The organism is Chryseobacterium sp. C-71 (assembly GCF_020911865.1).
Lineage (GTDB): Bacteria > Bacteroidota > Bacteroidia > Flavobacteriales > Weeksellaceae > Chryseobacterium.
In genome coordinates this window covers 1,621,714-1,645,688 of sequence record NZ_CP087131.1, presented here as the reverse complement: position 1 = coordinate 1,645,688, position 23,975 = coordinate 1,621,714, and the positions used below count along the sequence as shown (strand labels likewise).

The 23,975-nt window shown below is 34.8% G+C and carries 24 protein-coding genes; 8 read left to right on the top strand and 16 right to left on the bottom strand.

Features of this window, described 5'->3' with window-relative positions; all coding sequences use genetic code 11:
- Positions 1-4 precede the first annotated feature (4 nt).
- Positions 5-2,443 carry a TonB-dependent receptor gene (locus LNP04_RS07440; protein WP_229985895.1) on the top strand — a complete coding sequence of 813 codons (2,439 nt, stop codon included), beginning with the start codon at positions 5-7 and terminating at the stop codon, positions 2,441-2,443.
- Positions 2,444-2,666: 223 nt separating this feature from the next.
- Here LNP04_RS07440 and LNP04_RS07435 read toward each other — a convergent pair whose 3' ends face one another.
- Positions 2,667-3,305 carry an MBL fold metallo-hydrolase gene (locus LNP04_RS07435; protein WP_229985894.1) on the bottom strand — a complete coding sequence of 213 codons (639 nt, stop codon included), beginning with the start codon at positions 3,303-3,305 and terminating at the stop codon, positions 2,667-2,669.
- Between the two features lie 61 nt (positions 3,306-3,366).
- On the opposite strand from LNP04_RS07435, the gene LNP04_RS07430 reads away from it, so the two are divergent.
- Entirely contained in the window at positions 3,367-4,578 is a 1,212-nt protein-coding gene (locus LNP04_RS07430; protein WP_229985893.1) for a type IX secretion system plug protein domain-containing protein, read from the top strand.
- Positions 4,579-4,733: 155 nt separating this feature from the next.
- Here LNP04_RS07430 and LNP04_RS07425 read toward each other — a convergent pair whose 3' ends face one another.
- From LNP04_RS07425 to LNP04_RS07410, 4 genes are all read right to left on the bottom strand, one after another.
- Positions 4,734-4,994 carry a hypothetical protein gene (locus tag LNP04_RS07425; protein ID WP_229985892.1) on the bottom strand — a complete coding sequence of 87 codons (261 nt, stop codon included), beginning with the start codon at positions 4,992-4,994 and terminating at the stop codon, positions 4,734-4,736.
- Positions 4,994-5,221, bottom strand: a complete 228-nt coding sequence (locus LNP04_RS07420; RefSeq protein WP_129534865.1) for a hypothetical protein — start codon at positions 5,219-5,221, stop codon at positions 4,994-4,996. Before LNP04_RS07420 ends, LNP04_RS07425 begins: the two co-directional genes overlap by 1 nt.
- Positions 5,222-5,435: 214 nt before the next feature.
- Positions 5,436-6,458: a ferrochelatase gene (gene hemH, locus LNP04_RS07415; RefSeq protein ID WP_229985891.1), complete on the bottom strand. Its 1,023-nt coding sequence runs from the start codon at positions 6,456-6,458 to the stop codon at positions 5,436-5,438.
- A gap of 81 nt (positions 6,459-6,539) precedes the next feature.
- Positions 6,540-7,418, bottom strand: a complete 879-nt coding sequence (locus tag LNP04_RS07410) for a NifU family protein (protein ID WP_229985890.1) — start codon at positions 7,416-7,418, stop codon at positions 6,540-6,542.
- Positions 7,419-7,567: 149 nt separating this feature from the next.
- On the opposite strand from LNP04_RS07410, the gene LNP04_RS07405 reads away from it, so the two are divergent.
- Positions 7,568-8,083, top strand: a complete 516-nt coding sequence (locus tag LNP04_RS07405; protein WP_056012567.1) for a gamma carbonic anhydrase family protein — start codon at positions 7,568-7,570, stop codon at positions 8,081-8,083.
- Positions 8,084-8,231: 148 nt separating this feature from the next.
- Here the strand turns inward: LNP04_RS07405 and LNP04_RS07400 are convergent, their stop codons facing one another.
- Positions 8,232-8,678 carry a hypothetical protein gene (locus tag LNP04_RS07400; protein WP_229985889.1) on the bottom strand — a complete coding sequence of 149 codons (447 nt, stop codon included), beginning with the start codon at positions 8,676-8,678 and terminating at the stop codon, positions 8,232-8,234.
- Between the two features lie 70 nt (positions 8,679-8,748).
- On the opposite strand from LNP04_RS07400, the gene LNP04_RS07395 reads away from it, so the two are divergent.
- A complete protein-coding gene (locus tag LNP04_RS07395; protein ID WP_229985888.1) occupies positions 8,749-10,881 on the top strand; it encodes a helix-turn-helix domain-containing protein in 2,133 nt (710 codons plus the stop codon).
- A gap of 7 nt (positions 10,882-10,888) precedes the next feature.
- Here LNP04_RS07395 and LNP04_RS07390 read toward each other — a convergent pair whose 3' ends face one another.
- A complete protein-coding gene (locus LNP04_RS07390) occupies positions 10,889-11,332 on the bottom strand; it encodes a hypothetical protein (protein WP_229985887.1) in 444 nt (147 codons plus the stop codon).
- A gap of 46 nt (positions 11,333-11,378) precedes the next feature.
- Complete coding sequence (locus tag LNP04_RS07385; RefSeq protein WP_229985886.1) at positions 11,379-11,831, bottom strand: hypothetical protein; 453 nt, start codon at positions 11,829-11,831, stop codon at positions 11,379-11,381.
- Between the two features lie 381 nt (positions 11,832-12,212).
- Here LNP04_RS07385 and LNP04_RS07380 point away from each other — a divergent pair, with 381 nt between their 5' ends.
- Together LNP04_RS07380 and ribB are read left to right on the top strand one after the other, a co-directional pair.
- On the top strand, positions 12,213-13,211 hold the full coding sequence (locus LNP04_RS07380) for an LLM class flavin-dependent oxidoreductase (RefSeq protein ID WP_229985885.1): 999 nt from the start codon (positions 12,213-12,215) through the stop codon (positions 13,209-13,211).
- 71 nt (positions 13,212-13,282) lie between these two features.
- Positions 13,283-14,404: a 3,4-dihydroxy-2-butanone-4-phosphate synthase gene (ribB, locus tag LNP04_RS07375; RefSeq protein WP_229985884.1), complete on the top strand. Its 1,122-nt coding sequence runs from the start codon at positions 13,283-13,285 to the stop codon at positions 14,402-14,404.
- Between the two features lie 59 nt (positions 14,405-14,463).
- Here the strand turns inward: ribB and fmt are convergent, their stop codons facing one another.
- The 5 genes from fmt to folK all read right to left on the bottom strand — a co-directional run bounded on the left by fmt (position 14,464) and on the right by folK (position 20,509).
- On the bottom strand, positions 14,464-15,411 hold the full coding sequence (gene fmt / locus LNP04_RS07370; RefSeq protein ID WP_229986279.1) for a methionyl-tRNA formyltransferase: 948 nt from the start codon (positions 15,409-15,411) through the stop codon (positions 14,464-14,466).
- A gap of 77 nt (positions 15,412-15,488) precedes the next feature.
- Positions 15,489-17,390: an ATP-dependent DNA helicase RecQ gene (locus tag LNP04_RS07365; protein ID WP_229985883.1), complete on the bottom strand. Its 1,902-nt coding sequence runs from the start codon at positions 17,388-17,390 to the stop codon at positions 15,489-15,491.
- Between the two features lie 76 nt (positions 17,391-17,466).
- Positions 17,467-18,924, bottom strand: a complete 1,458-nt coding sequence (locus tag LNP04_RS07360; protein WP_229985882.1) for an OmpA family protein — start codon at positions 18,922-18,924, stop codon at positions 17,467-17,469.
- Between the two features lie 53 nt (positions 18,925-18,977).
- Positions 18,978-20,075 (bottom strand): OmpA family protein, encoded by a 1,098-nt coding sequence (locus LNP04_RS07355; RefSeq protein ID WP_229985881.1) that lies wholly within the window; start codon positions 20,073-20,075, stop codon positions 18,978-18,980.
- A 20-nt stretch (positions 20,076-20,095) separates the two neighbouring features.
- The gene (folK, locus tag LNP04_RS07350) at positions 20,096-20,509 is read right to left on the bottom strand and encodes a 2-amino-4-hydroxy-6-hydroxymethyldihydropteridine diphosphokinase (protein ID WP_229985880.1); all 414 of its coding nucleotides are present in this window, start codon (positions 20,507-20,509) and stop codon (positions 20,096-20,098) included.
- An 18-nt stretch (positions 20,510-20,527) separates the two neighbouring features.
- Here folK and sppA point away from each other — a divergent pair, with 18 nt between their 5' ends.
- Positions 20,528-22,282: a signal peptide peptidase SppA gene (gene sppA / locus LNP04_RS07345; protein WP_229985879.1), complete on the top strand. Its 1,755-nt coding sequence runs from the start codon at positions 20,528-20,530 to the stop codon at positions 22,280-22,282.
- 71 nt (positions 22,283-22,353) lie between these two features.
- Here sppA and LNP04_RS07340 read toward each other — a convergent pair whose 3' ends face one another.
- Both LNP04_RS07340 and ftsY read right to left on the bottom strand, forming a co-directional pair.
- A complete protein-coding gene (locus LNP04_RS07340; RefSeq protein WP_229985878.1) occupies positions 22,354-22,611 on the bottom strand; it encodes a GlsB/YeaQ/YmgE family stress response membrane protein in 258 nt (85 codons plus the stop codon).
- 55 nt (positions 22,612-22,666) lie between these two features.
- Entirely contained in the window at positions 22,667-23,620 is a 954-nt protein-coding gene (gene ftsY / locus LNP04_RS07335) for a signal recognition particle-docking protein FtsY (protein WP_229985877.1), read from the bottom strand.
- Between the two features lie 3 nt (positions 23,621-23,623).
- Between ftsY and LNP04_RS07330 the strand changes: the two genes are divergently transcribed.
- A complete protein-coding gene (locus LNP04_RS07330) occupies positions 23,624-23,824 on the top strand; it encodes a hypothetical protein (protein WP_229985876.1) in 201 nt (66 codons plus the stop codon).
- Here LNP04_RS07330 and LNP04_RS07325 read toward each other — a convergent pair.
- Positions 23,809-23,961, bottom strand: coding sequence for a DUF4295 family protein (locus LNP04_RS07325; protein WP_082002123.1), 153 nt, complete (start codon positions 23,959-23,961; stop codon positions 23,809-23,811). The two genes, LNP04_RS07330 and LNP04_RS07325, sit on opposite strands and share 16 nt — an antisense overlap.
- Positions 23,962-23,975: the final 14 nt, after the last annotated feature.

Sequence of the window (23,975 nt, the reverse complement as noted above, 5' to 3'; positions counted from 1 at the left end):
GGCTATGAAAAACAAATCAATCTTTTTGCTTGCCGGAATTGCTACGCTTTATTTCAATAATACGTATGCACAAGAAACTCCACAGGATTCTACAAGAACTGCATCTATTGACCAGGTGGTCATCACAGGTAACTCCAGACCAAAACCAAAAATCGAATCGAGTACGGCGATTTCTACGTTCAGTGCAAAAGAAATTCAGAAACAAAACCCGATCAGTGCTGCTGCTTTATTGCAGAGAGTTCCCGGTTTTGCGGTTGAAACTTCCGGTGGTGAAGTAGGAAATAACCTTTTCGCAAGAGGGATTCCTTCTGCCGGAGCTTATGAATTTGTACAGGTTCAGGAAGATGGACTTCCGGTTTTTGAAGACGGAGCGTTGCAATTTGCAAATGCAGATAACTTTTTCCGTGTTGACAATTCTGTTAGCAGATTAGAAGCTTTGAGAGGTGGTTCAGGATCTATTTTTGCAACCAATTCTCCAGGAGGTTTAATCAACTTTATTACGAAAGAAGGCGGAAACGATTTCAAAGGAACGGCAAAATTAGAAACAAGTACTTACGGTTTGATGCGTACAGACGTCAATGTTGGCGGAGCTTTGGTTCAGGATAAATTATTCTTTAACGTTGGTGGTTTTTACAGAACCGATGACGGAATCAGAAAAACTGGTTTCAAAGCAAATCAGGGCGGACAGATCAGAATGAATCTGAAATATGTCTTTGATAAAGGTTATGCTAAAGTTTACTATAAAAAATTGGATGACAGAAATACATTCTACCTTCCGATTCCTTTGGTACAAAATGGAAATGATCTAAAAGAATTTAACGGATTTGATGCTAATTACGGAACGTACAGCTACAGAAATATCAGCCAATTAAATATCCCACAAGCGGGTGGAGGTTTTTTCAGTAGAAATTTAGAAGACGGAATTCATCCGAAAGTTGATGTTTTGGGGGCTGAATTTAAATATGACTTAGGTGGAAATTTCTCTGTTTTAAATAAAACAAGGTATACTAATATCGACATGAATTATACCGGAATTTTCCCGGCAGGCGGTCCGCAAACTGCTGCAGATTTTGCAAGCTCTTATGGAATTACAGGCAATAACTTCCAATATTCATCAGTAAGTTCTGGTGCAGTTATGAATCCGGCTTATGTGCAGAAATTAGGTTTCTGGGCAATCGACAAGCAGATGAATAATTTCGTGAATGACTTACAGTTCAGTTATAAATTTGATAAAGGAAATGTAACGGCAGGTTTCTATAAATCTAACTGGAAATCTCATCAAAACTGGAATTGGAGTAATATTTTAGCAACAGCTTCGGACAAACCAGAGTTATTAAATTTAGTGGATACTTCTCTTGCGCCAACAAGTACAGGTTATTCTAAAACATACAACGGAGTTACAGAAATGTCTTTCTTGTTGAGAGATTCTCAGGTTCAAGGGAGTTTGAATGATCTTTATGCAAATTTAGACTTCAATATTACAGATGATTTAAGCTTCAATGGAGGAATTCGTTACAGCCGTGATTTCTACAAAGGGTATGGTGTCAACACAACTTCCGGAAATTTAAATAATTCTGGCTTGACAACAGACGGAACGCACAGTTTTTTAACGACAACTGCGGATGATAATATGTCTGTTTTGGGGAATAAATTCACATATTGGAATTATGATGTCAACAGAGTATCTTTCACTACGGCTTTAAATTATAAAATTAATTCAGAAAATGCAGTCTATGCACGTTTTTCTAATGGTTTCAGATCTCCGAATGAAGAAGCGTACTACAATAATATGATGGATCTTTCAGCAATAAAACCTGTTACGACCAATCAATTAGAAGTTGGATACAAATACTACTCAAGAACTTTTGATATTGCGGTAATTCCGTTCTATTCAACATTGAAAAACTTATCGTTTACCGATGTTTTCTCTGACGGAACTTCAGAAAACAAATTTGCCAACACTAGCAATTTTGGGGTAGAATTAGAGGGTTATGCGAGATTGTTTAATAATTTATTGGAAGTAACTTTCAACGGAACCATTCAAAATCCGAAATACAAAGATTTTACAGGAAATAATGCGGACGGATCTACATTTAATTATGATGACAACACCGTAAGAAGAATGCCTAAGTTTTACTTCAATATCGCTCCGGCTGTAAATATTACTAAACAATGGAGAGCGTATGCAAGTGTAAATTATTACGGAAAACGTTTCCAGGATGAGAAAAATGCGCAGACATTGCCTTCATTCTCAGAGGTAGGAGCGGGAACTTCTTATCAGTTGGGGAAAATCAGATTTGCAGTTGACGGAACAAATATTTTCAACACCATCGGAATTACAGAAGGTGACCCAAGAGCAGGATCTCCATCTGGAGACGGAACGATTATGGCAAGACCGATTATGGGGGCGGCTGTAAGAGCTTCGATTACTTTGGATTTCTAAATAATTATTCTAAATATTTAAATTGAAAACCGTCGGAATTTATTCTGACGGTTTTTATTTTTAAGAGATGCTTCGACTCCGCTCAGCATGACAATTCTAATACTAACTGTTTTTATTTTAACAGATTATTTGTAGCGATGTCATGCTGAGCTTGTCGAAGCATCTCAATATTTTCAAGACTCTAATAAAACCCTAAAACTCTCATGTATTCGAACCCAAACTTCTACTGAAAAAACGGATTGTACTCCTTCTCAAAACCAATCGTTGTAGGATTTCCGTGCCCAGAGAAAACCTGCGTTTCATCATTAAGAATAAAAAGCTTGGTTTTAATTCCTTCAATTAGCTGCTCATAATTTCCTTTATATAAATCTGTTCTTCCGATGCTTCCTTCAAATAAAACATCACCGGAAATGATAAATTTCTGAGTTTCATTGTGGTAAACCACACTTCCAGGCGAATGTCCCGGAACGTGATAGATTTTAAATTTCTCGCCGTCGAAATCCAATTCATCATCTTCGTTTACATATTCTAAATCAACGTTTACTGCAGGAATCTGAAAACCAAATCTTATTCCGCTTGCCTGAAGCATATCCAAAACTTCTTTATCATCTTCATGCATTGTTACAGGAACTTTATACGTGTCAAATGCCCATTGTAAACCTAGAACATGGTCGATATGAGCATGAGTTAAAATGATTTTTTCAATCTTTAATCCGTTTTCTGTGATGAAACCTTCAATTGCTTTGCTTTCCTGCTCGTTCATATTTCCCGGATCGAGCAGCCATGCATTTTTGTTTTCATTAAAAAGAACGTAAGTATTTTCACTTGCAAAATTGAACACGAAAGCCTGTATTTGAAACATATTCTGAATATTTTTTTATCAAAAATACAATATTCTTTAGAGATTCGTTATCTTCGTCATAATGAAAACGTTGCAGATATTTTTACTCAGTTTAGGTTCTTTAGCTTTCGGGCAGAACATTCAAAGTATTCAGTTGTTTAATCCTCAGACGAATGACGAAACGCCGGTCATTACAATGAACCAGCAGTTGGTGTTGAGTTTTGATGATTTGACTAATTCTAGTACAATTTACAGATACACCATCAAGCATTACGACAGAAATTGGCAGGACGATAATCTTTTCTTCACGGAAATTGCCAATGGAAGCATGAATGCATTGCTCGATCAGTTTGAATATTCTTTCAATACGATACAGCCTTACACACATTATAAACTCAATTTTCCAAATGATAAGATCAGACCGAAAATTTCCGGAAATTTTGAAATCATCGTTTATAAAGATTCTGCAGACAAACCACTGTTTACCAAAAGATTTTCTTTGGTGGAAGATCAGGCAAATTTAGCTCTGAATATTTCAAGAATTGCAGATGCGAGAAATCCGAATGTCAATCAAAGGGTAGAGGTGCAGGTGACTTCAAAAGGCGGAGATCTGTCAGGAAATGTGAATTCTATGACGCTGAATGTAATGCAGAATAACAATCAGAATATGACGATTACTAATCTTAAACCGAGTTCTACTTTGGGAAGTCAGATTTTGTTTCAGCAGATGAGTATTGTGTTTCCCGGAAATAACGAGTTTTATTATTTCGATAATAAAAACATGAATATGCCTGCAGATATGGTGCAGGAAACGGGTTTGAAAGATGGGGTTAATCAGACTTATCTTCATCCGGTTTGGGCGTATCCTTTAAATTATCAATATCAACCAGACGTTAACGGAGCATTTTATTACCGAAGAAATGATTTAGGTTTAGAAAGAAATGCAGAAAGAGAAGCAGATTATGCCTGGGTTCATTTTTCTCTAGATTCTGATCCGATGGATAAGGAACTGTATGTCGTGGGAGGCTTTAATAATTTTAAAGCAAACAAAGAATCTCAAATGATTTATAATGCAGAAAAGAAACAATATGTCGCAAAAATTTTCCTGAAACAAGGTTTTTATAATTATATTCTCGCAACCAAAGAAGCCAACGGGTCTTTGAATTTGGGAGAAATCAACGGGAATTTCTGGCAGACAGAAAATCTTTATCAGGCATTTTTGTACTATAAACCTTTCGGAAGAAATTATGACGGATTGTTGGGGTATGGGGAATTTAGAACGCCTGTGAGATAATTTGAAATTTCACAAATGATAAAAATTTTTTTAAATAAAAAAACCTTACAAATTTTCCATTTGTAAGGTTGCTGTTTTAAGGTGTACAAGACCTTTACAGATAAAATCAAACTATATAATAATGTCAAAAAAAGTCGTCAATTAAATATCTTTTTTTAATTCTTAAAAATGGCAGTAATAAAAAGGCTGTCGTTGTCTTCAAACAAATAATGAATGTTGACAGGAAAATTTTCGGTTTTGTAAACCTGAATTTCCTTGCTTTTTATATCTAATTTCTCGTAGTTACTTAAAATAGTGTTGATGGATTCTTTTAAATCATCCAAAAAATACTTGTCTTTATTGTGTTCCTCAGCATTAAAAACCCTCATCAGCATTCGAATGTCATTCTTTGCAATTGATGACAATAAAACTTTCATTACGCACAGATTTTTTCTAATTCAGAGATGCTTTCAAAGAAATCAAGTTTAGTCTTGTTATTTTCAGAATGAAACTGAATTCTTTGAGAAACTTCCTCCAATTGAAACTGCGGAACATTAGATTTTGGAGTTGTATCTAAATTTTCCACGATTCTAATGAAAGCCTCTGCAAGTTCTGGAGTGAAACTTTCAATTTTTCTTTTTAGAATTTCTATACTTGAGTCCATTATTTCTAAATTTTTAAATTGTCCCTATCTTTTGATATGGTAAAAGTACAAAAAAATATCAAAAAACCAAATTAACCCCTATTAAATTTTAAATTATTTTAAAATAAATATGTTTTTAATTTAAATTGGTGTGTTTTTGAGGGGGTGTTCCCAAAATAAATAGAAAAAGGACATTTGATTGCTCAAATGTCCTCTATATTTTTAAAAATTGAATTTAAACGAAATAAAACTCGTTCAGTTTTTCTTCGCAAAGTGTTTTTACGACATCAATCCATCGGTCTTCGTCATTTAAACAAGGAATGTAATGGAAATTTTCTCCGCCACCATGCTCAAATTGATGTTTTCCTTCGACTGAAATCTCTTCCAAAGTCTCCAGACAGTCAGAAACAAAAGCCGGACAAACTATAGCAAGGTTTTTAATTCCTTTTTTTCCAATAGTTTCTAAAGTTTCGTCAGTATAAGGTTCCATCCATTTATCTTTCCCCAATCTTGATTGGAAGGTGACCATCACTTTTTCTTTTGGTAATCCCAATTTTTTAATCACAGAATTGGTCACGTCAAAACATTGATGACGATAGCAAAACTGATGACTCGGATTATTCTCACGCGAGCAACAGTCGTTCAGATTACAGGTATTCGTAGGATCGGTTTTATAAATATGTCTCTCGGGAACGCCGTGATACGAAAACTGTAATGCATCAAAATTTTCAGGAAGTTTTTCTCTGATGCTTTCCGCAAGACAGTCGATGTAAATTTCTCTATTGTAAAAAGGCTGAACATAATTGATCTTAACTCCTGGAAATTTCTTTTTTCTTACTTCTTCTGCTTTGTCAATCACCGTTTCAGTTGTGCTCATCGCATATTGAGGATACAATGGAAATAAAACAATTTCCGTTACACCTTGATCAACTAATTTCTGAATTCCGGCTTCAATGCTTGGTTGAGCATATCGCATCCCGATTTCTACAGGAACGTCAACCAATTTCTGAAGTTTTTTCTGAATTTTCTGAGTGATGACAATCAAAGGCGAACCTTCATCTGTCCATACTGTTTTATAAGCTTCGGCAGATTTTGCGGGTCTTGTATTTAAAATAATTCCCTGAACCAAAAGTGCACGGAAAAACCATCGGTAATCAATCACTTTTTCGTCCATTAAGAACTCGTCTAGATATTCTCTTACATCAGGTACAGAGGTTGATCTTGGTGAACCGAGATTGACTAATAATATTCCTTTCATTCTATATATGTAATGAGTAATTGGTAATGAGTAATATCAAGTAAAGAAAAATTACTTTTACTCATTGCTTATTTCTTGTGTTTATCCGTTAACTGCTTCTACTCGTTCTACTAAATCAGGTAAAAATTGTTTCAGAATATTTTCTATACCGCCTTTCAATGTAGCTGTAGAACTTGGGCATCCCGAGCAAGCACCCTGTAGAAGCATTCTTGCTGTTTTTGAAGATTCGTCGTATTCCATTAAAGATATTTTTCCACCATCGTTTTCTACTGCAGGAGCCACATATTCATTCAGAATATCAGAAATTTTTTGCTCATCGTCTGTGTAATCTCTATTGATGATTTTCTCTACCGGATTTTCATGTTTTTGAGATTCTATTGTCGAAATTACTCCGCCAGTCTGCAAGTATTCAGCAATAAAACCACGCACAGCCATCATTACCTGATGCCATTCTACAGAATTATCTCTTGTGACAGCCACAAAATTATCAGATATGAAAACTTCTTTAGCAAAATCGAATTCAGTAAATAGAGCTTGCGCCAAAGGAACTCCTTCAGATTGTTCTCTGGATTTCACTTCTACAAATCCTTCCATCAATATTTTGCTCGAAACAAATTTCATCACGTTTGGATTAGGAGTCATCTCCGCATAAATTTGAACCATTTCCTTTTTCTTCTGAAGATAAATTCTTGGGTTTGCCAAAAGCTCGTCCTCAATTACATTTTTCAGGTTTTCGGCAATATGTTCCCATTCTACGGTATCCTGTTTTGCAATGGCTACAAAATTAGCAGTGATAAAAATTCTTTCCACAAAAGGATAGTTGAAAACTTCCTGTGCTAAAGGGATTTCTGATATATCTGAATTTCTGTCCAGTTCTAAAGACCCTGGAATCAAATTGTAATCAGCTACAAATTTCATCACTTTTGGGTTTTCTGTTGGCTCTATAAGAATAGTATGCATTTTTTCTTTAAATTTGAGATACAAAAATACGGATTTAGAAGTTAGAAGTCGGAGGTTAGGAGTTAGATTTTTGCTATCACTGTAATTTAGAATTTGTGATTTCATGTTTAATTTTTAATTGGCTCATTATCAAATTTCAAAATAAAAATATGGCACTTGTAAAAGAACTTTTAGGAAAAACACCGCAGATCGGAGAAAATACTTTTTTGGCAGAAACCGCAACGATCATTGGAGATGTGGTGATGGGGAAAGACTGCAGTATTTGGTACAACGCAGTGATAAGAGGCGATGTAAATTATATCAAAATGGGAGACAAAGTAAATGTACAGGATAATGCCATGCTGCATTGTACTTACGAGAAATTCCCCTTGGAAATAGGAAATAATGTTTCAATTGGTCACAACGCAATTGTTCATGGATGCAGAATTAAAGACAATGTTTTGATCGGAATGGGCTCTATCGTAATGGATGACTGTCTGGTTGAAGAAAATTCTATCGTTGGTGCGGGTTCTGTAGTAACGCAGGGAACTCATATCAAATCTGGTGAGGTTTGGGGCGGGGTTCCGGCAAGAAAAATCAAAGATATTTCTTCCGCTTTGCTTGAAGGAGAAGTGAATAGGATTGCAGATAATTATGTGAAATATTCTTCTTGGTATAAAGAATAAAATGAAATTATTCAATAGAAACTGGCTTTAGCTCGTTTTCAATAAAACAAAATCAAACGGCTTTAGCCAAAAACTTATCAACGCAAAAAATACAAAAGCTCTGAACTAAATTTTAGTCAGAGCTTTTATTATATTTAAAACTAATTAGTTACGGATAGATCAAAACCGCTTTTTCGGCCTGACATTTCACGCCTTTAGGTTCTGCTGCCATCATACAATCTGAGGTAATGTTGTATTTCTTATTAAATTCAGACATTTTTGCAGCGTACTCTTCAATTTTTGGTAAAATGGTTGCTTCATTTTTCTTTGGATATGCAATATAAGAAACCGGTCCTCCACAAGCTTTTGTTCCCAAAGGTGAGAAAGCCCAATCTGCAGCATTTGTACATTTTTCTTTAGTAACCATTGATTCTATTGAAGCTTTTAATTTATCTAATTGCGCTTCATCATATTTTTGAGAACTCTCATCTGCTGGTCTTTCTGAAATATCTTTTGGCATATCTGCAGGATCGTTATTTTGTGCAGATTTGCACGAAAAGATGGTAAGACTTGCAAACAATACAAGTGTAGGGATTTTGATTAACCAGTTTTTCATAGGTAGATTTTTATTTTTTTAAGGCCATCAAATTTCGTTCCTTATTTTCAATTTTTGTACTTTTGCATCGATGAATAATCATTTTTTTGACTTAATAGAACATACCAACCGAAGCGTTTTTCTTACCGGAAAAGCAGGAACGGGAAAGACAACATTCCTTAACGAATTTGTAAAAAAAACCAGAAAAAAACACATTGTTGTAGCTCCTACAGGAATTGCTGCAATCAATGCCGGTGGCGTAACCATTCATTCAATGTTTGGATTGCCATTGCGTACTTTTTTACCAACAACAGACAGAATTGACGGAAGTTTAGGCAATAATATTGCGGACCTTCAACAACATTTTAAATACAGAAAAGATAAGCTCAAACTTTTGCGTGAGGTTGAAGTTCTGATTATTGATGAGGTTTCGATGTTGCGTGCCGATGTTTTGGATATGATGGATTTTTCCCTGCGATTTATCCGAAGAAATAATCAGCGTTTTGGCGGTGTTCAGATGTTATTCATCGGAGATTTGTATCAGCTTCCGCCGGTAGTGAGAGATGAGCATATTTTAAAAATGTTTTATCAGTCGCCTTTCTTTTTTGACAGTCTTGCGATCAAAGATATTCCTTTGCTGACGATTGAGCTGACGAAAGTTTATCGTCAGACTGACGAAAATTTTCTTGAAATTTTAAATTCAATCCGTGACGGCGACGTTGCCAATATTGATTTTGAACATCTGAATGAAAGATATAATCCTGATTTTAATGCGGGTGAAGATTCTTACATCTATCTCTGTTCGCACAACAAATTTGCGGACGACATTAATCAGCAGAAATTGGCTGAAATAAAAGTGAGTCCGGCAACTTTTGAAGCAAAACTTTTTGGTGAGTTTAAAGAAAACCAGTTCCCTAATGAGCAGTTTTTAGAATTGAAAATTGGCGCTCAGGTCATGTTTATAAGAAATGATATTTCCGGAGAGAAAAAATATTTTAACGGAAAAATAGGTGAAATTTCAGCTTTAGACGAAAAAGAAATCAAAGTTATTCTTGAAGGCAGTGAAAGAGAAATTACTGTAAAAAGAGAAGTCTGGGAACAGAAAAAGTATTCTTTAGACGGCGAAAAAAATATTAAAGAAGAAGTTTTAGGAAGCTTTGAGCAGTTTCCGATAAAATTGGCTTGGGCGGTGACGATTCATAAAAGCCAAGGTTTGACGTTTGACAAAGTGATTATTGATGCCGGAAAAAGTTTTACGGCAGGTCAGGTTTATGTGGCTTTATCGCGTTGCCGAACTTTGGAAGGAATTGTGTTAAAATCTAAAATTACTCCAGAAGTTATTTTTAAAGACAACAGAATTCTTCAGTTTCAGGGTGATACTTTTGCCAATGATAACGTGGAAGAAATTCTGAACAGAGAAAAGTATGATTACAGCATCAGAAAAGTGCTTCGTTCGGTAGATTCTCAATGGCTTTTAAAAGAAGTTGAGCTGTGGAATAATCTTTCGATCACGACCAAAAGTATCGACAACGTAAAATCAAAACAGTTGTATCTTCAATTAAAACGGGATGTTGTCAATCTGGGTAAAATTTTCGAGAAACTGGAACGAATTATCTTTCAGAAAGTCAATAATTTCATCAACCAAACCGAAGAGTGGAGTGAGATTGAAAGTAAAACCAAAGGTGCCGTTAATTTCTTTTTCAGTGAAGTGAAAGACAAAATTTTCAGTCCGTTGAAAGAATTTTACTCTGAAATAAAAGGCGTAAAGGGTCTGAAAAATTACAACGAAGAATTGAGAAGCTGGCTCGAAGATATTGAAGAATATTTGAATGGTCTGAAAACCGCTCATCTTTTGGAAACGAAACTTTTAGATGAAAAAAACGACAAAGAAGTCAGCATGAAAATTGCGAAAGTTCCTTCTCAGGTTCTGACTTTCCAATTATTTGAACAAGGGAAAACCATTTCAGAAATCGCTTTGGAAAGAGGTTTGGTCAAAGAAACCGTTTTGGGACATTTGGCGAGATTTGCCGAGCAGGGTTTGCTTGATTTGTCGAGAGTGATTACTTCTGATAAAATTAAAACTTTCGAAAAAGCTTTTAAAACTGATCCCCAAGAAACTTTAAACGAATGGAAAACTGCGTTGCCTAATGATTTTGATTTTAATGAAATCAGGATATTGATTAATCATTTTACACATAAACGTTCGAAGGAAAAAGAAAGTTAAGTATTTGTTACTCAATTTCTTCTTTCGCTATATGATTGATGTGGTAGCCTACGATCTTTATTATTCCATCTTCTTTTAGCATAGAGAAGGTTTCTTCAGTCATACCAGATTCTCTTGCAACATTGTAGATCAGGAGATATTGACTTTTGGCGTCCGAACCTTTTACCACCAACGTTTCCCATTTTACAAGATCATTTTGCTTTATAATGCCGCTGTGGTTTTGAGTATCAAGATTAAGCTGATTAAGTTTTTCTCTGCTTGTAATTTTAAAAAATTGATCACTAAATAATTCATACATTTTATCTTGATTAGAACCATATTGCAGTTCCCAATAAAATTTTTCGGATACTTTTTGTGCTTCATCTTTATCTGATTCTCTGTTTGAAAATGTTTGATTAAAAGAGCAACTTACTAATGTTACTAAAATAAAAAATAGTATAATTTTTTTCATGTGATATTCTAAAAATAAAAGTAAAGTTTGCTGGAAAATTAAAAAACTAAACTAAATCTAAGATTAGCTTTCTCTTGTTATTATCCCAGAAACTAGCAGAACGGCTATCGTTTCTAAATTCAATTTCTGAATTCTCAAGTTCGTTGAATCTTGTCTTATTAGTTTTTTTAAATTCAATTACAATAAAATACTTTTCGTCGACTACATCAAAATCAACTAATTTTAGATATTCATTAATAGAGCTTCTGTCAATCATAATTTTTCCTCCTCCGCACCAATGTCTATCTTGTCCGTTCTTTTTCACGCCCGAAACCCAATATTCTTCGCCAGTTTCTATATCAAAATGATTGGCATTAATTCCTGGATTTTTCAATTTCTTTAGTGCTTTTCCATCGAAGTAAATCGTTTGCCCGGTTTTCGAAAATTCCACAAAACCAATCCAAGCTAGTCCATTGTGACCACTTGATTTATTTTCGAGATACATTATTTTTGATTTCATGATTTAAATTTAGTAAAATATTAAATGAATATCCGTTTTTAATCATAGCATTCAAATCATCAGTCATTTTGTCATTCCGGAGGAATCCAAACTGCTTTATTTTCAGCATGTTTAGATTCCTCCGGAATGACAAACAAACCTTTAAAAACTAAGTTATTACTAATTACGGACATTCATAATATTAATAAGTTATTTGTTTAAATGTTAATTAGAATTATAATATTCTTCTAATAGTTTTTCTCACAACATAACCATTATTCCTATCAATTACAAAAAGTAACTAATGCAGTTTATTAACTCTAAATTTGTATTTCAAATTATTTATAAATGAAATCGACAAAGGAGATTGCATATCACTTTTGAAGAAATAAACAATCCGATATGAAAAACTTTGAAATATCTGTTTTAGACCTCGCTCCCGTAAAGCAGGGAAAAAGCATCAATGATACTTTTCAGGATAGTCTGTCTTTAGCAAACTTTGCTGAAAATTTAAATTATAAAAGATTCTGGCTTGCCGAGCATCACAATATGGAAAGCATTGCCAGTTCTGCAACCTCAGTTCTGATTGGTTTCATCGCCAACGGAACGAAAAAAATCAGAGTAGGCTCCGGTGGAATTATGCTTCCGAATCACAGTTCATTAATTATCGCCGAACAATTCGGGACATTAGAGTCACTTTTCCCGGGAAGAATAGATTTAGGTTTGGGAAGAGCTCCCGGAACAGATGGTTTAACGGCACAGGCTTTGGGAAGAAATCCAGCCATCATCAATGAACAGTTTCCGAGACAGATTTTAGAATTACAGAGATATTTTTCTAAAGAAAACTCGAATGCTTTGGTTCGTGCAATTCCCGGTGAAGGTTTAGATATTCCGCTTTATATTTTGGGATCGAGTACAGACAGTGCTTGGTTGGCTGCGGAATTAGGACTTCCTTATGCTTTCGCAGGTCATTTTGCTCCCGATCAGATGGATATGGCCTTCAAGATTTACAGAGAGCATTTTGAGCCATCTCAATATTTGGATAAACCTTATATTATTGCTTGTGTAAATGGAGTAGCAGCTGAAACGAGCGAAGAAGCAAATTTTCTTTCTACAACGTTATTTCAGGCATTTATTAATATTATCAGAAACGATCGAAAGCCTTTTCCGAAACCTGTTGAGGATATGGATAGCATTTGGTCGCCCATGGAAAAAACAATGGTTTTAAAAATGTTGAAATTCAGCTTCGTGGGAAATCAATCTGAAATAGCTGAACAGTTGAGAAATTTTCAGGACAAATATCAGGTAGATGAATTAATGATCAATTCTCACATCTACGATCACTCAAAAAGGCTAGAATCTTATGAGATTATTAAAAGAGCGGTAGACTCGTTATTCTAAGCTTAACAAACCATCTATATTAATTGTTGATGCTTATTTTTATGAGTATCTTTGCGAAAATTAAAGTAAAAATGTCAGATTTGAAGTTAAATACTATTCCAGAGGCTATTGAAGACCTTAAAAATGGTAAAATAATTATAGTGGTAGACGATGAAGACAGAGAAAATGAAGGAGATTTTCTTTGTGCTGCCGAACTTACAACTCCCGAATTGATCAATTTTATGGCATACCACGGCAGAGGTCTTATCTGTATGCCACTTCCCGAGAAAAGATGCGATGAGCTAGGCCTGGATATTATGGTAAGCAGAAGCAGCGATCCTAAAGAAACTGCGTTTACCGTATCGGTTGACCTTTTGGGAGATGGTACTTCTACCGGAATTTCTGCTGGTGACAGAGCTAAAACGATTTTGGCTTTGATGGATGAGAAATCAAAACCAACAGATTTTATGCGTCCAGGTCATATTTTTCCATTGCGTGCTAAAAAAGGCGGTGTTTTAAAAAGAGCCGGACATACGGAAGCTGCAATTGATCTGACTTGTCTTGCAGGTTTGAAAGAGGGTGGTGTGATCTGTGAAATCATGAACGAGGACGGAAGTATGTCTCGTTTGCCTGAGTTGTACGCTTTTGCACAAAAACACGATATGAAAATCGTTTCTATTGAAGATTTGATTCATTATCAGCTTAAAAAAGGAAATCTCATTGAAAGAATTGAAGAGAGAGAAGTGAAAACCGCGTATGGTGATTTTGATTTCCTGGCTTTCAGAGAAACTTCTAATGACCAGATTCATTTTGCTTTAACGAAAGGTTCTTGGACGGTTGACGAGCCGGTTTTGGTAAGAGTACAGTCTTCAGATTCGTATTTCGATGTCTTAACGAGATTGAACAATGGCGAAAAACCTCTATTGGAGAAAGTAACAAGCATGATTAATGAAGAAGGAAAAGGAGCAATTATTTTTATCAATAATGTATCTAATTCTGAAAATACATTGAGAAAATTGCAGCAGTTTTTGAATTATCAGGACGGACAACAAAAACATCCGACTGCAGCTTTCAATTACAGAGACTACGGTATCGGAACGCAAATTTTAAAAAATTTAGGAATCAATAAGTTTAAAGTAATCACTCAAAATCCTAACGTAAAACCACAAGTTGGCGGTTATGATGTTGAGGTGACGGAGATGGTTCAGCTTTAAAAGTGAATTGACTTCGAATAAAATTCACAATTAAAACATATAAAAAATGGCTTGAGTAATCAAGCCATTTTTATTTCGTCGAAATTTCTAAATCCGTTGAGGAAATCTTTGACATTCATTCTCTTCTTTCCTTCTAATTGTAATTCCAATGGATAATAAATTCCGTCTTTGGTGTAAATCTTAAATTCATTTTTAGAAATATCTAAAGTTCCGGAAGTTTTCTCGTGATTAGTAATTTCAAATTTTCCGCCGTAAATTTTCAGTCCTTTTTCTTCTTCTCCGATTTTTAATGTGGTGAAAGCTGCAGGATATGGCGACATTCCTAAGATGAATTGATGAACTTCTTTTGAAGTTTTAGAAAAGTCGATTCTTGTATCTTCTTTAAAGATTTTAAAGGCATTTTTGGGCTGTTCAACGTGTGGCTGAGGTTTTTCTGTTATTGAATTTTCAGATAGGCCATCAAGCGTTTTTACGATTAATTTTGCGCCCATTTCCATGAGTCTGTCGTGAAGACTTCCTGCGTTTTCATCGGGCAAAATTTGAATTTCTTCCTGAAGGAGAATATTTCCCTCGTCAATTTTTTCGTTGATAAAAAATGTTGTGGCTCCGGTTTTTTCTTCACCGTTAATTACAGCATAATTAATCGGTGCAGCTCCGCGATAATCAGGAAGTAAAGAAGCGTGAAGGTTAAAAGTTCCTAATTCTGGCATTTCAAACAAGATTTTCGGCATCATTCTAAAGGCAACGACAACGAAAACATCAGCGTCTAAACTTTTAATTTCTTGTAAAAATTCAGGATTTCTTAATTTTTCTGGCTGCAAAACATGAAGATTGTTTTCTACAGCATAAACTTTTACAGCAGACTGATTGATTTTCTGTCCACGCCCGCTCGCTTTGTCAGCAACAGTTACTACGCCTACTACTTCATGGTTTGATTGATGAATGGCTGCCAAAGCAGTTTTTGCAAACTCAGGCGTACCAAAAAAAACGACTTTCAATGATTTCATCATGCAAAGATAAAGGTCTTTGATTTATTTAAAAAATAAAAGATTAAAAATGGGAAGTCTTTAGTATTGCTTATTACTTATTTCAACGCGTACGTTCTGAAGTTCAGCATTTTTACTTTTCCGGAATCTAAAAGAAAGATGAGATGTTCTAAAATATCTTCTTTTGCATGAAAATTTAACTGAATTGAAAGTTCTTCGATTGTAGCCGGTTTTTTAGCCAATAAACCTGTGATTTCTGAAGAGATATTTTTCCCAAATATGGAACGTTTATTTTTTTCGCAAACCGTACACTGTCCACAGTTTTTTGAGTTTTTTTCGCCAAAATAAGCAAGAATCAGTTTCATTTTACAGTAGGTGGAATCTTCGATATAAAATTTCATTTCTTCCCACTTCTGAATTTTATTTTTCTGAATCTGTTCAAAAAGTTTCCAATAGATGCTGGTGGTCACTCGTTCATCTCGTGGCTTAAGAAATTTCACACTTGCCAAAGCTCCATCGATATATTCAAGATAATTTTTCTGTTGTAGTTCTTTTAATCTTTCTTTAATTAAATGAATACTTACTCCAATTTTGTCGCTCACTTTCTGTTCACTGAACATCACTTTGTGACTGGTGATTCCTGAAATCGAACGCAAAAGAAGTTCAATAAAGTAAGCGTCTTTTTGAGGAATCTGATCAATTTCGTCTGCTTTTACTGAAAGTTCTAAAGATGATAAGCTTTTGTTGCTGTTGTAATAAATAATCTCTTGAGTGTGTAGAAAATTTAAAACGTTTTTAATTTTGGCCGTTGAAAGTTTTGTGAAGTTTTGAATTCCTGAAATATTTAACTGAAAAACTTTTTCGGGAAGTTCAAATTCTGCCACCTGAAACTTAGAATATAGAAAGGAAATAATTTTCAAAAACTCAGCTTTGTTTGGGATTTGATTTCTTAGAATCTGATCAAAATTTAAAATTTCCTGCTGATCCCAAAGCATGAACGCAAAACTTTTCTTTCCGTCTCTTCCTGCACGCCCGATTTCCTGATAATAGTTTTCAATCGATTGAGAAGGGGAGAAGTGAATGACGAAGCGCACATTATCTTTATCAATTCCCATCCCGAATGCGTTGGTGGAGATCAGTACATTTTGATCGCTATTGTTCCAGAAATTCTGTCTTTCATTTTTTTCTTTGGTCGTTAATCCGGCATGGTAATAATCTACGTTGCTTATTTTATTTCTGTGAAGATATTCTGTAAGCAGCTCAGCATCTTTTCTGGTTCTTACATAGATGATGCCGGATTCTTTAGCATATTTTAGAATATTAAAAATCCTTTGGTATTTATCCGAAATTTCTTCTGAAAAGATTTTAATATTATCTCTTTTAAAACTTTTCTGAAAAACGTTCGGTTTTTTTAATTCAAGTTTATTTTTTATCTCCTCTAAAACTTTTGGAGTTGCTGTTGCCGTCAATGCAAGACACGCAATTTCAGGATTGTTTTTTCTGAAATCTTTAATGTTTTGATAACTCGGTCTGAAATCTTGTCCCCATTCTGAAATACAGTGCGCCTCATCTACCGCAATAAATGATAATTGTATTTCTTCAATCTGCTGAATAAAATGAAAGTTAGTCAATCTTTCCGGTGAAACGTAAAGGAGTTTGGTTAAACCATCTTTACATCTGTTGTAAATAACTTCGGCATCAAAATCGTCTAATTCTGAAGACAGATATTCAGCTTCAATTCCTCTGAATTTTAACTGATTGACTTGATCTTTCATCAAAGCTAATAACGGAGAAATAACCAAACAAACACCTTCTCTCAATAAAGCCGGAAGTTGATAGCAAAGTGATTTTCCCGCGCCGGTTGGTAAAAGAACCAAAGTGTCATTTCCGGTAATCACAGAATCGATGATGTCACCTTGAGAATCTCTAAAGGTGTCATAACCCCAAAAATGCTTTAGGGTTTTATTTTTCAGTTCCTGAAAATCTTGAGAAGAAATCATCCTGTAAAAATATAGAAACTAATTTAGCAAAAAAAGTCACGCAATGCGTGACTTTTTAAAATATATAAGAAGTTTATTATTTAGCTTCGAAATAAACTCTTCTGTTTGCTCTGTTTTTCCATTCAGGACATTTAGTAGCAGGATCACACTCAGGATATTTAAGGTCTTTTTCACCTCTACCTACAGCGTTGATTTTAGAAGAATCTACACCATTTTTGATCAAATAGTTTTTCACACTGTTTGCTCTTCTTTCAGATAACTTTTGGTTATAAGCATCAGAAGCTCTGGTATCAGTTGCTCCAATTACAGTATAAGCACCGTTTGAAGAATTAATATAGCTAACTGCGTTGTTAAGGATTGGTGTGTTTGAAGGTAAGATTCTGTCAGAATTTAAATCAAATTCAATTCCGTTCATCTCCATTACAGTTTCAACTGGACCTTCTGGTGAAGTGGTTGGAGTAAGTGGACATCCGTCGTTTTCAACAGGACCAGGTACTGTAACACACTTATCGTGAAGATCAATAACACCGTCTAAATCTGCATCAAGAGCAACACCTGCACCATCCACTCTTGCACCAGCAGGAGTATCAAGTTGTCTGTCCCAATCGTCACAAACTCCGTCGTTATCAGCATCACCTTTCTTACAAACTTCGATATCTTGGTTTTTATCAGCCAACACATCTAATTTATAATAAATCTCTTGCAATGGGTCATGCCACATTAAATGAGATTCGTGTTTTCCTAACTTTAAAGATAAACCTACAGTCGCATTGAAAAAGTTGTCTGAGATCTGATCTTCTCTTTTGTTGATAGTACTATACTGTGCACCACCACCGTCGAATTCATCATCACCTGTGTAAACATACATTAATCTTGTTTCAAGATCTAATCTTCTGTTTACTTTAAATTTAAGTCCTGCACCGGCTTGACCGAAGAATGAACCAAATTTGAAAGGTTTGATTTCTGTCATCAATCTCTGACCAGATAAATCTTTTTGATAGGCCCTGTATGCTAATGTACCTACACCTGCATAACCGTGTAATGCCCATCTGAAAGTAGATTTATTATCAACTCTTCTTAAAAGATTTGAGAAATTAATATCACCTAAAATTGAGATTGCATCGTATTGAGTTCTTGCACCTACTTGCTGATATGTTGAACCTGCAGGAGCTGAATCTTTAGTATTGAACCAACCTTGTCTTGTCTCACCTCTGTCATACTGTAAGTTAATACCAAAAGCATGAGTAATCGCTTTGTCTATACTTACATAAGCAGAATAACCGAAAAGGTTTTTTCCGTTACCGTTTTTTATTGATGTTAAATCTGCAGACTGAACTAATGGCACACCTGCACCAAATGAGATAGCCCAATCGTTGAATCTCTTAGATTTTTGTGTAAACGGGGATACATTAGCAGACCCAGATGAGAATGTATTTGGATATCCCTCATTTGAAACTACCGCTATTGAATCTTGTGCAAACGCTACAGTAGGAACTGCCAACGCAAATGCAACAATTGCTAAACTTAATTTCATAGTGTATTTTTTATTTAGTTAATTAAATGATTTGTTATTATTTGATAATATGATTATTTAGGACAACCATTATTATCAGCAGATCCTGCTACTGTAACACACTTATCATATAAGTCGATTACACCATCAAGATCTAAATCTAATGCTACCCCAGAACCGTCAACTCTTGCTCCGGCAGGCGTATTCAATTCTCTGTCCCAGTCATCACAAACACCATCGTTGTCGTTATCGCCTTTTTCACATACTACAAGCTCATTTGAAGTGTTTTCCAACACATGAGTTCTATAATATATTTCTTGTAAAGGATCATGCCAAGATAAGTGAGTTTGATGCTTACCTAATTTAAATGATAAACCTAAATTAAATGTCATCATAGCATCTGAATAAGAATCATTAATTAAGTTATAATTGATCCTGTCACCAGTTGGTGTTTCAAGCGCTCTTCCTTCGCCACCTCCATCGAATTCTTCATCAAAGCTGTTGATGTACATCATTCTTGCTTCGATATCGATTAGTTTTGATACATTGTATTTTAAACCAACACCAGCCTGCATGAAAAATGATTCAATTCCCAATTTCTGATCGATCATAATTGGAATTCTTGCAGGACTAACATTCCATCTTGAAGCGTCACTGTCAATCAATTCAGTTTCATATCCCATAAAGCCGGCTCCCAAATATCCATGAAGAGCCCATCTGTAAGGAGAATGATTGTCAACTCTTCTTAATAAATTAGATAAGTTAACATCTCCTAAAAGAGAAACCTGATTAAACTCAGTCCAAGCAGTACCAACTCCTGCAGCAGGATTGTTTGGTAATTTAGCCTGTTGATTTGTTTTACCCATTGAGTATTGCAAACTAAGACCAAAAGTATGCGAAATCTGTTTGTCGATACTTGCATAAGCATTCCATCCCCAATTTACTTTTCCATCATAAAAAGATGTAACGTCTGCGAACGTCATAAATGCAGGGCCTCCACCGATTGATACAGACCAATCGTTGAACTTTCTTGCCTTATTGTCAAATTTTTGAATATTCGCTGAACCAGAAGAAAAAGTATTGGGATACTGGTCTGTGGTGTTAACCGCGATACTGTCTTGAGCATAAGTAGCAATAGGCAATGTGGCCAATAGTAGTAAACCTAATTTCATACAATATGTTTTATGTTTTATTAAATAAAATTTTTTAATAATATTTTAGAAAATTCCCTTTCAAAAAGATGTTTCTTATGAGGGATTTCTAACCTTTCTGAAGTGAATTTTAACTCATTATATTTGATAATGTCAATATCGATAATTCTATCTGTGTATCCTCCTGATATTTTAGAATCATTAAGTCTCCCCATTTCAATTTCAATTTTCTTTATTTTATTAAGTAATTGAATTGGTGAAAAATGAGTAAATATTATTGTTGCAATATTACAAAAATTATTGGAACTAACAAACTCTACGGCCTCGGATGTTAAATATTCACTATTTTGTAATATATCACCTACCTCTTTTAGTCTTTCTAAAGCAGTGTCTAAATTATTTTTTTTATCACCAATGTTACTTCCCAGTAACAAAACCACCTTATGTTGCGACATATTGAAAAATGATTATTTATGAAGAGTTTCTTTAAAAATGTATTGGCAAATATAGTAGCAATTATGATACTATGTGCTGTGTTTTTCTTCTTTTTTATCGTCATGATTGCATTTGGATCGATGAGTGGCGAGCAATCTGTGAGTGTGAAAAAGAATTCTGTTTTAACGATTAATCTTAAAACAGATATCATCGACAGCCCTACAGAAGATCAGCAAAGTATTTTCAATATGAACAAAAAAAATACGAGCATCCTTATATATGACGCGTTGGAAGCGGTAAGAAAAGCTAAAGATGACGATAATATTAAAGGTATTAGTATAGAGGTTGATAATTTAAATGCCGGAATTACACAGATTGATGATTTGAGAGCTGCGATTCAGGATTTTAAAAAGAGCAGAAAATTTGTGTATGCTTATGGTAATACAGTTTCGCAGTCTTCTTATTATTTAGGATCGGTTGCTGATCAGTATTATTTGAATCCGTCTGGTGGAATTGAATTGAAAGGTCTTGCTACTGAAGTAACATTCTTTAAAGATTTTGCTGAAAAATATGGAATCGGGATTGAAGTAATCCGTCACGGAAAATTCAAATCTGCAGTTGAACCGTTCTTAAGAAATGATATTTCACCCGAAAACAAAGAGCAACTAAGTACGCTTCTTAATGATATTTGGGATAATACTTCTTCCAAAATTGCTGCTTCAAGAAAAATGGATATAGGTCAATTTAAAACTGTTGTTGATAGTTTGTACGGAATGATTCCTGACTTAAGCTTGCAGCATAAATTAGCAGACAAACTTATTCAGAAGGCTGAGTATGATGAAATCATTAAAGCAAAATTAAGCTTAAAAGGAGATGATAAATTAAATAAAATCTCTTTGGCAAAATATATCGATTCTTACTCTGACAAAGATAAATCAGGAGAGAAAATTGCAGTATTATACGCATCTGGTTCTATCAATAATGGTGATGAATACAGTGATATTTATTCTGAAAAATATATTAAATACATTAAAGAGCTTCAGGATGATGATAAAATTAAAGCGGTTGTTCTACGTATTAATTCTCCTGGTGGAAGTGCAAATGCTTCGGACGAAATTTTATTCGAGCTTCAACAATTAAAAAAGAAAAAACCACTCATTGTGTCTTTCGGTGACTATGCGGCTTCGGGCGGATATTATATCGCAATGGCAGCTGACAAAATCTATTCAGAACCTAATACGCTTACAGGATCAATCGGGGTGTTTGGAGTAATGCCTTACTTTAAAGATTTGGCTAACAGAAACGGTGTGCGTTCTGATATTGTTGCAACCAATGCCAATTCTGCATATTATTCTTCATTAAACGGATTGACGCCTTACGGAGTAAATCTTATGACCAGAAGTGTAGAAGGTACTTACAAGAGATTTGTGCATTTTGTGACTCAAAACAGAAAAAAATCTTTTGAAGACATTGATGCAGTAGGAGGTGGTAGAGTGTGGAGTGGTACTCGTGCAAAGCAAATAGGATTGGTAGATGAATTAGGAAGTCTAGAAGATGCTGTGAAATTTGCAGCACAAAAAGCAAATCTAAAATCATACAACGTTTCTTCTTATCCTAAAAAGATGAGCGCATTTGAACAAATCTTTTCAGATTTAAATGAAGATGACATCTCTGCAAGAGTGATCAAGAATAAAATTGGTAAAGCAAACTATGAAATTTTAGAACAGATTACAGACAAGAAACTGAAGTCTGAGGTAAAAATGGAAATGCCTTATCAAATTAAAATAGACTAAATTATATTGTTCATAAAAAATCCCGATTTGAAAATTTCAAATCGGGATTTTTGTTTTATTAAATGAAAGTTCTATTTCTTAGTAGCCATTCCGTAAAGCCAAAGAACAATGATTGCACCTCCAATGGCAAGGAACCAGCTTTTGAAGTTCCAAAAAGAATCTACATCACCCCAGTGAAGAATATATACTCCAATAAGACCTCCAACGAATGCGCCTACGATACCTAAAATAATCGTAATCAACCATCCGCCGCCTTGTTTGCCCGGCATAATTAATTTAGCAAGAGCTCCTGCTATCAGACCGAAAATAATCCATGTAATGAATCCCATAGTTTTAATTTTTTTTAATGTTAGTAAGTATGTTTATTATTCAAAAGATATTAAATTATCTCTTCTTGAAAAATGAATCTACAAACTCTGTACCATTAAATAATTGAAGGTCCTGCATCTTTTCGCCTACACCAATGTATTTCACAGGAATCTGAAACTGATCAGAAATTCCGATTACTACACCTCCTTTTGCCGTTCCGTCTAATTTTGTTACAGCTAAAGCGTTCACTTCAGTCGCGGCAGTAAATTGTTTTGCCTGCTCAAAGGCATTCTGACCTGTAGAACCGTCTAAAACCAATAAAATCTCGTGTGGAGCATCAGGAATTACTTTCTGCATCACTCTTTTGATTTTAGAAAGCTCATTCATCAAATTGATTTTATTGTGAAGTCTTCCTGCGGTATCAATGATTACCACGTCTGCATCTTGAGCCACTGCACTTTGTACCGTATCAAAGGCAACAGACGCCGGGTCTGAACCCATTTCCTGCTTTACAATGGTTACTCCGGCTCTCTCACTCCAAATCGTAAGCTGATCTACTGCAGCAGCACGGAAAGTATCACCTGCACCTAAAATTACTTTTTTTCCATCGGCTTTAAACTGATGAGCTAATTTACCGATTGTTGTGGTTTTTCCTACACCGTTTACTCCTACGACCATGATGACGTAAGGTTTTTTTGAAGTGTCGATGTTTCCGGTATTTGCCTGTGGATTTTCTAGAAGCAATCCTGAGATTTCCTCACGAAGAATACGATCCAATTCGCTTGTATTGACGTACTTATCTCTTGCGATGCGTTCTTCTATTCTCTGGATGATTTTGATGGTGGTAGACGCGCCTACATCGGAAGCGATAAGTATTTCTTCAAGATCATCAAGTACCTCGTCATCTACTTTGCTTTTGCCGACTACGGCTTTTGTCATTTTTTCAAAGAACCCCTGATTAGATTTTTCCAAACCTTTATCTAAAGTTTCTTTTTCTTCTTTTTTAAAAATATTTTTAAACCAACTCATCTTATGAATTATGGAATTTTATTGTTACTGATGGAAGCTGGGCGTTGGAAGTTGGATGTCGGCAACTTTGCTTACAATATTTTAACTTCGTGCATCCAGCTTCTGACTTCCAGCCAGATTAAAAGCAAAGATAACAAAAAAACTACCCAAAATATGAGTAGTTTTTGTATTGTAAATAAAGTAACTGATTATTTTTTCAAATAAGCGTCTACTTCGTCTGCATTCATTACTTTTTCTTCGAAAACGTAAGCTTCTGATTTAGAAGACTTCACCATTTTCACAACTTTAGTCATTTTTTTTGACTGTCCGCTTTGTAGGGTTGCTACTACTTTCTTTGCCATGGTAAATTATATTT

Coding starts and splice junctions, on each gene's coding strand:
- LNP04_RS07425 (WP_229985892.1), bottom strand. CDS start 4,994: ATGAAAGTTTTATTGTCATCAATTGCAAAGAATGACATTCGAATGCTG.
- folK (WP_229985880.1), bottom strand. CDS start 20,509: ATGTCGCAACATAAGGTGGTTTTGTTACTGGGAAGTAACATTGGTGAT.
- sppA (WP_229985879.1), top strand. CDS start 20,528: ATGAAGAGTTTCTTTAAAAATGTATTGGCAAATATAGTAGCAATTATG.
- LNP04_RS07340 (WP_229985878.1), bottom strand. CDS start 22,611: ATGGGATTCATTACATGGATTATTTTCGGTCTGATAGCAGGAGCTCTT.
- LNP04_RS07400 (WP_229985889.1), bottom strand. CDS start 8,678: ATGAAAAACTGGTTAATCAAAATCCCTACACTTGTATTGTTTGCAAGT.
- fmt (WP_229986279.1), bottom strand. CDS start 15,411: ATGAAATCATTGAAAGTCGTTTTTTTTGGTACGCCTGAGTTTGCAAAA.
- ribB (WP_229985884.1), top strand. CDS start 13,283: ATGTCAGATTTGAAGTTAAATACTATTCCAGAGGCTATTGAAGACCTT.
- LNP04_RS07355 (WP_229985881.1), bottom strand. CDS start 20,075: ATGAAATTAGGTTTACTACTATTGGCCACATTGCCTATTGCTACTTAT.
- LNP04_RS07390 (WP_229985887.1), bottom strand. CDS start 11,332: ATGAAAAAAATTATACTATTTTTTATTTTAGTAACATTAGTAAGTTGC.
- LNP04_RS07395 (WP_229985888.1), top strand. CDS start 8,749: ATGAATAATCATTTTTTTGACTTAATAGAACATACCAACCGAAGCGTT.
- LNP04_RS07435 (WP_229985894.1), bottom strand. CDS start 3,305: ATGTTTCAAATACAGGCTTTCGTGTTCAATTTTGCAAGTGAAAATACT.
- ftsY (WP_229985877.1), bottom strand. CDS start 23,620: ATGAGTTGGTTTAAAAATATTTTTAAAAAAGAAGAAAAAGAAACTTTA.
- LNP04_RS07430 (WP_229985893.1), top strand. CDS start 3,367: ATGAAAACGTTGCAGATATTTTTACTCAGTTTAGGTTCTTTAGCTTTC.
- LNP04_RS07385 (WP_229985886.1), bottom strand. CDS start 11,831: ATGAAATCAAAAATAATGTATCTCGAAAATAAATCAAGTGGTCACAAT.
- LNP04_RS07420 (WP_129534865.1), bottom strand. CDS start 5,221: ATGGACTCAAGTATAGAAATTCTAAAAAGAAAAATTGAAAGTTTCACT.
- LNP04_RS07365 (WP_229985883.1), bottom strand. CDS start 17,390: ATGATTTCTTCTCAAGATTTTCAGGAACTGAAAAATAAAACCCTAAAG.
- LNP04_RS07410 (WP_229985890.1), bottom strand. CDS start 7,418: ATGCATACTATTCTTATAGAGCCAACAGAAAACCCAAAAGTGATGAAA.
- hemH (WP_229985891.1), bottom strand. CDS start 6,458: ATGAAAGGAATATTATTAGTCAATCTCGGTTCACCAAGATCAACCTCT.
- LNP04_RS07330 (WP_229985876.1), top strand. CDS start 23,624: ATGAATTATGGAATTTTATTGTTACTGATGGAAGCTGGGCGTTGGAAG.
- LNP04_RS07380 (WP_229985885.1), top strand. CDS start 12,213: ATGAAAAACTTTGAAATATCTGTTTTAGACCTCGCTCCCGTAAAGCAG.
- LNP04_RS07405 (WP_056012567.1), top strand. CDS start 7,568: ATGGCACTTGTAAAAGAACTTTTAGGAAAAACACCGCAGATCGGAGAA.
- LNP04_RS07360 (WP_229985882.1), bottom strand. CDS start 18,924: ATGAAATTAAGTTTAGCAATTGTTGCATTTGCGTTGGCAGTTCCTACT.
- LNP04_RS07325 (WP_082002123.1), bottom strand. CDS start 23,961: ATGGCAAAGAAAGTAGTAGCAACCCTACAAAGCGGACAGTCAAAAAAA.
- LNP04_RS07440 (WP_229985895.1), top strand. CDS start 5: ATGAAAAACAAATCAATCTTTTTGCTTGCCGGAATTGCTACGCTTTAT.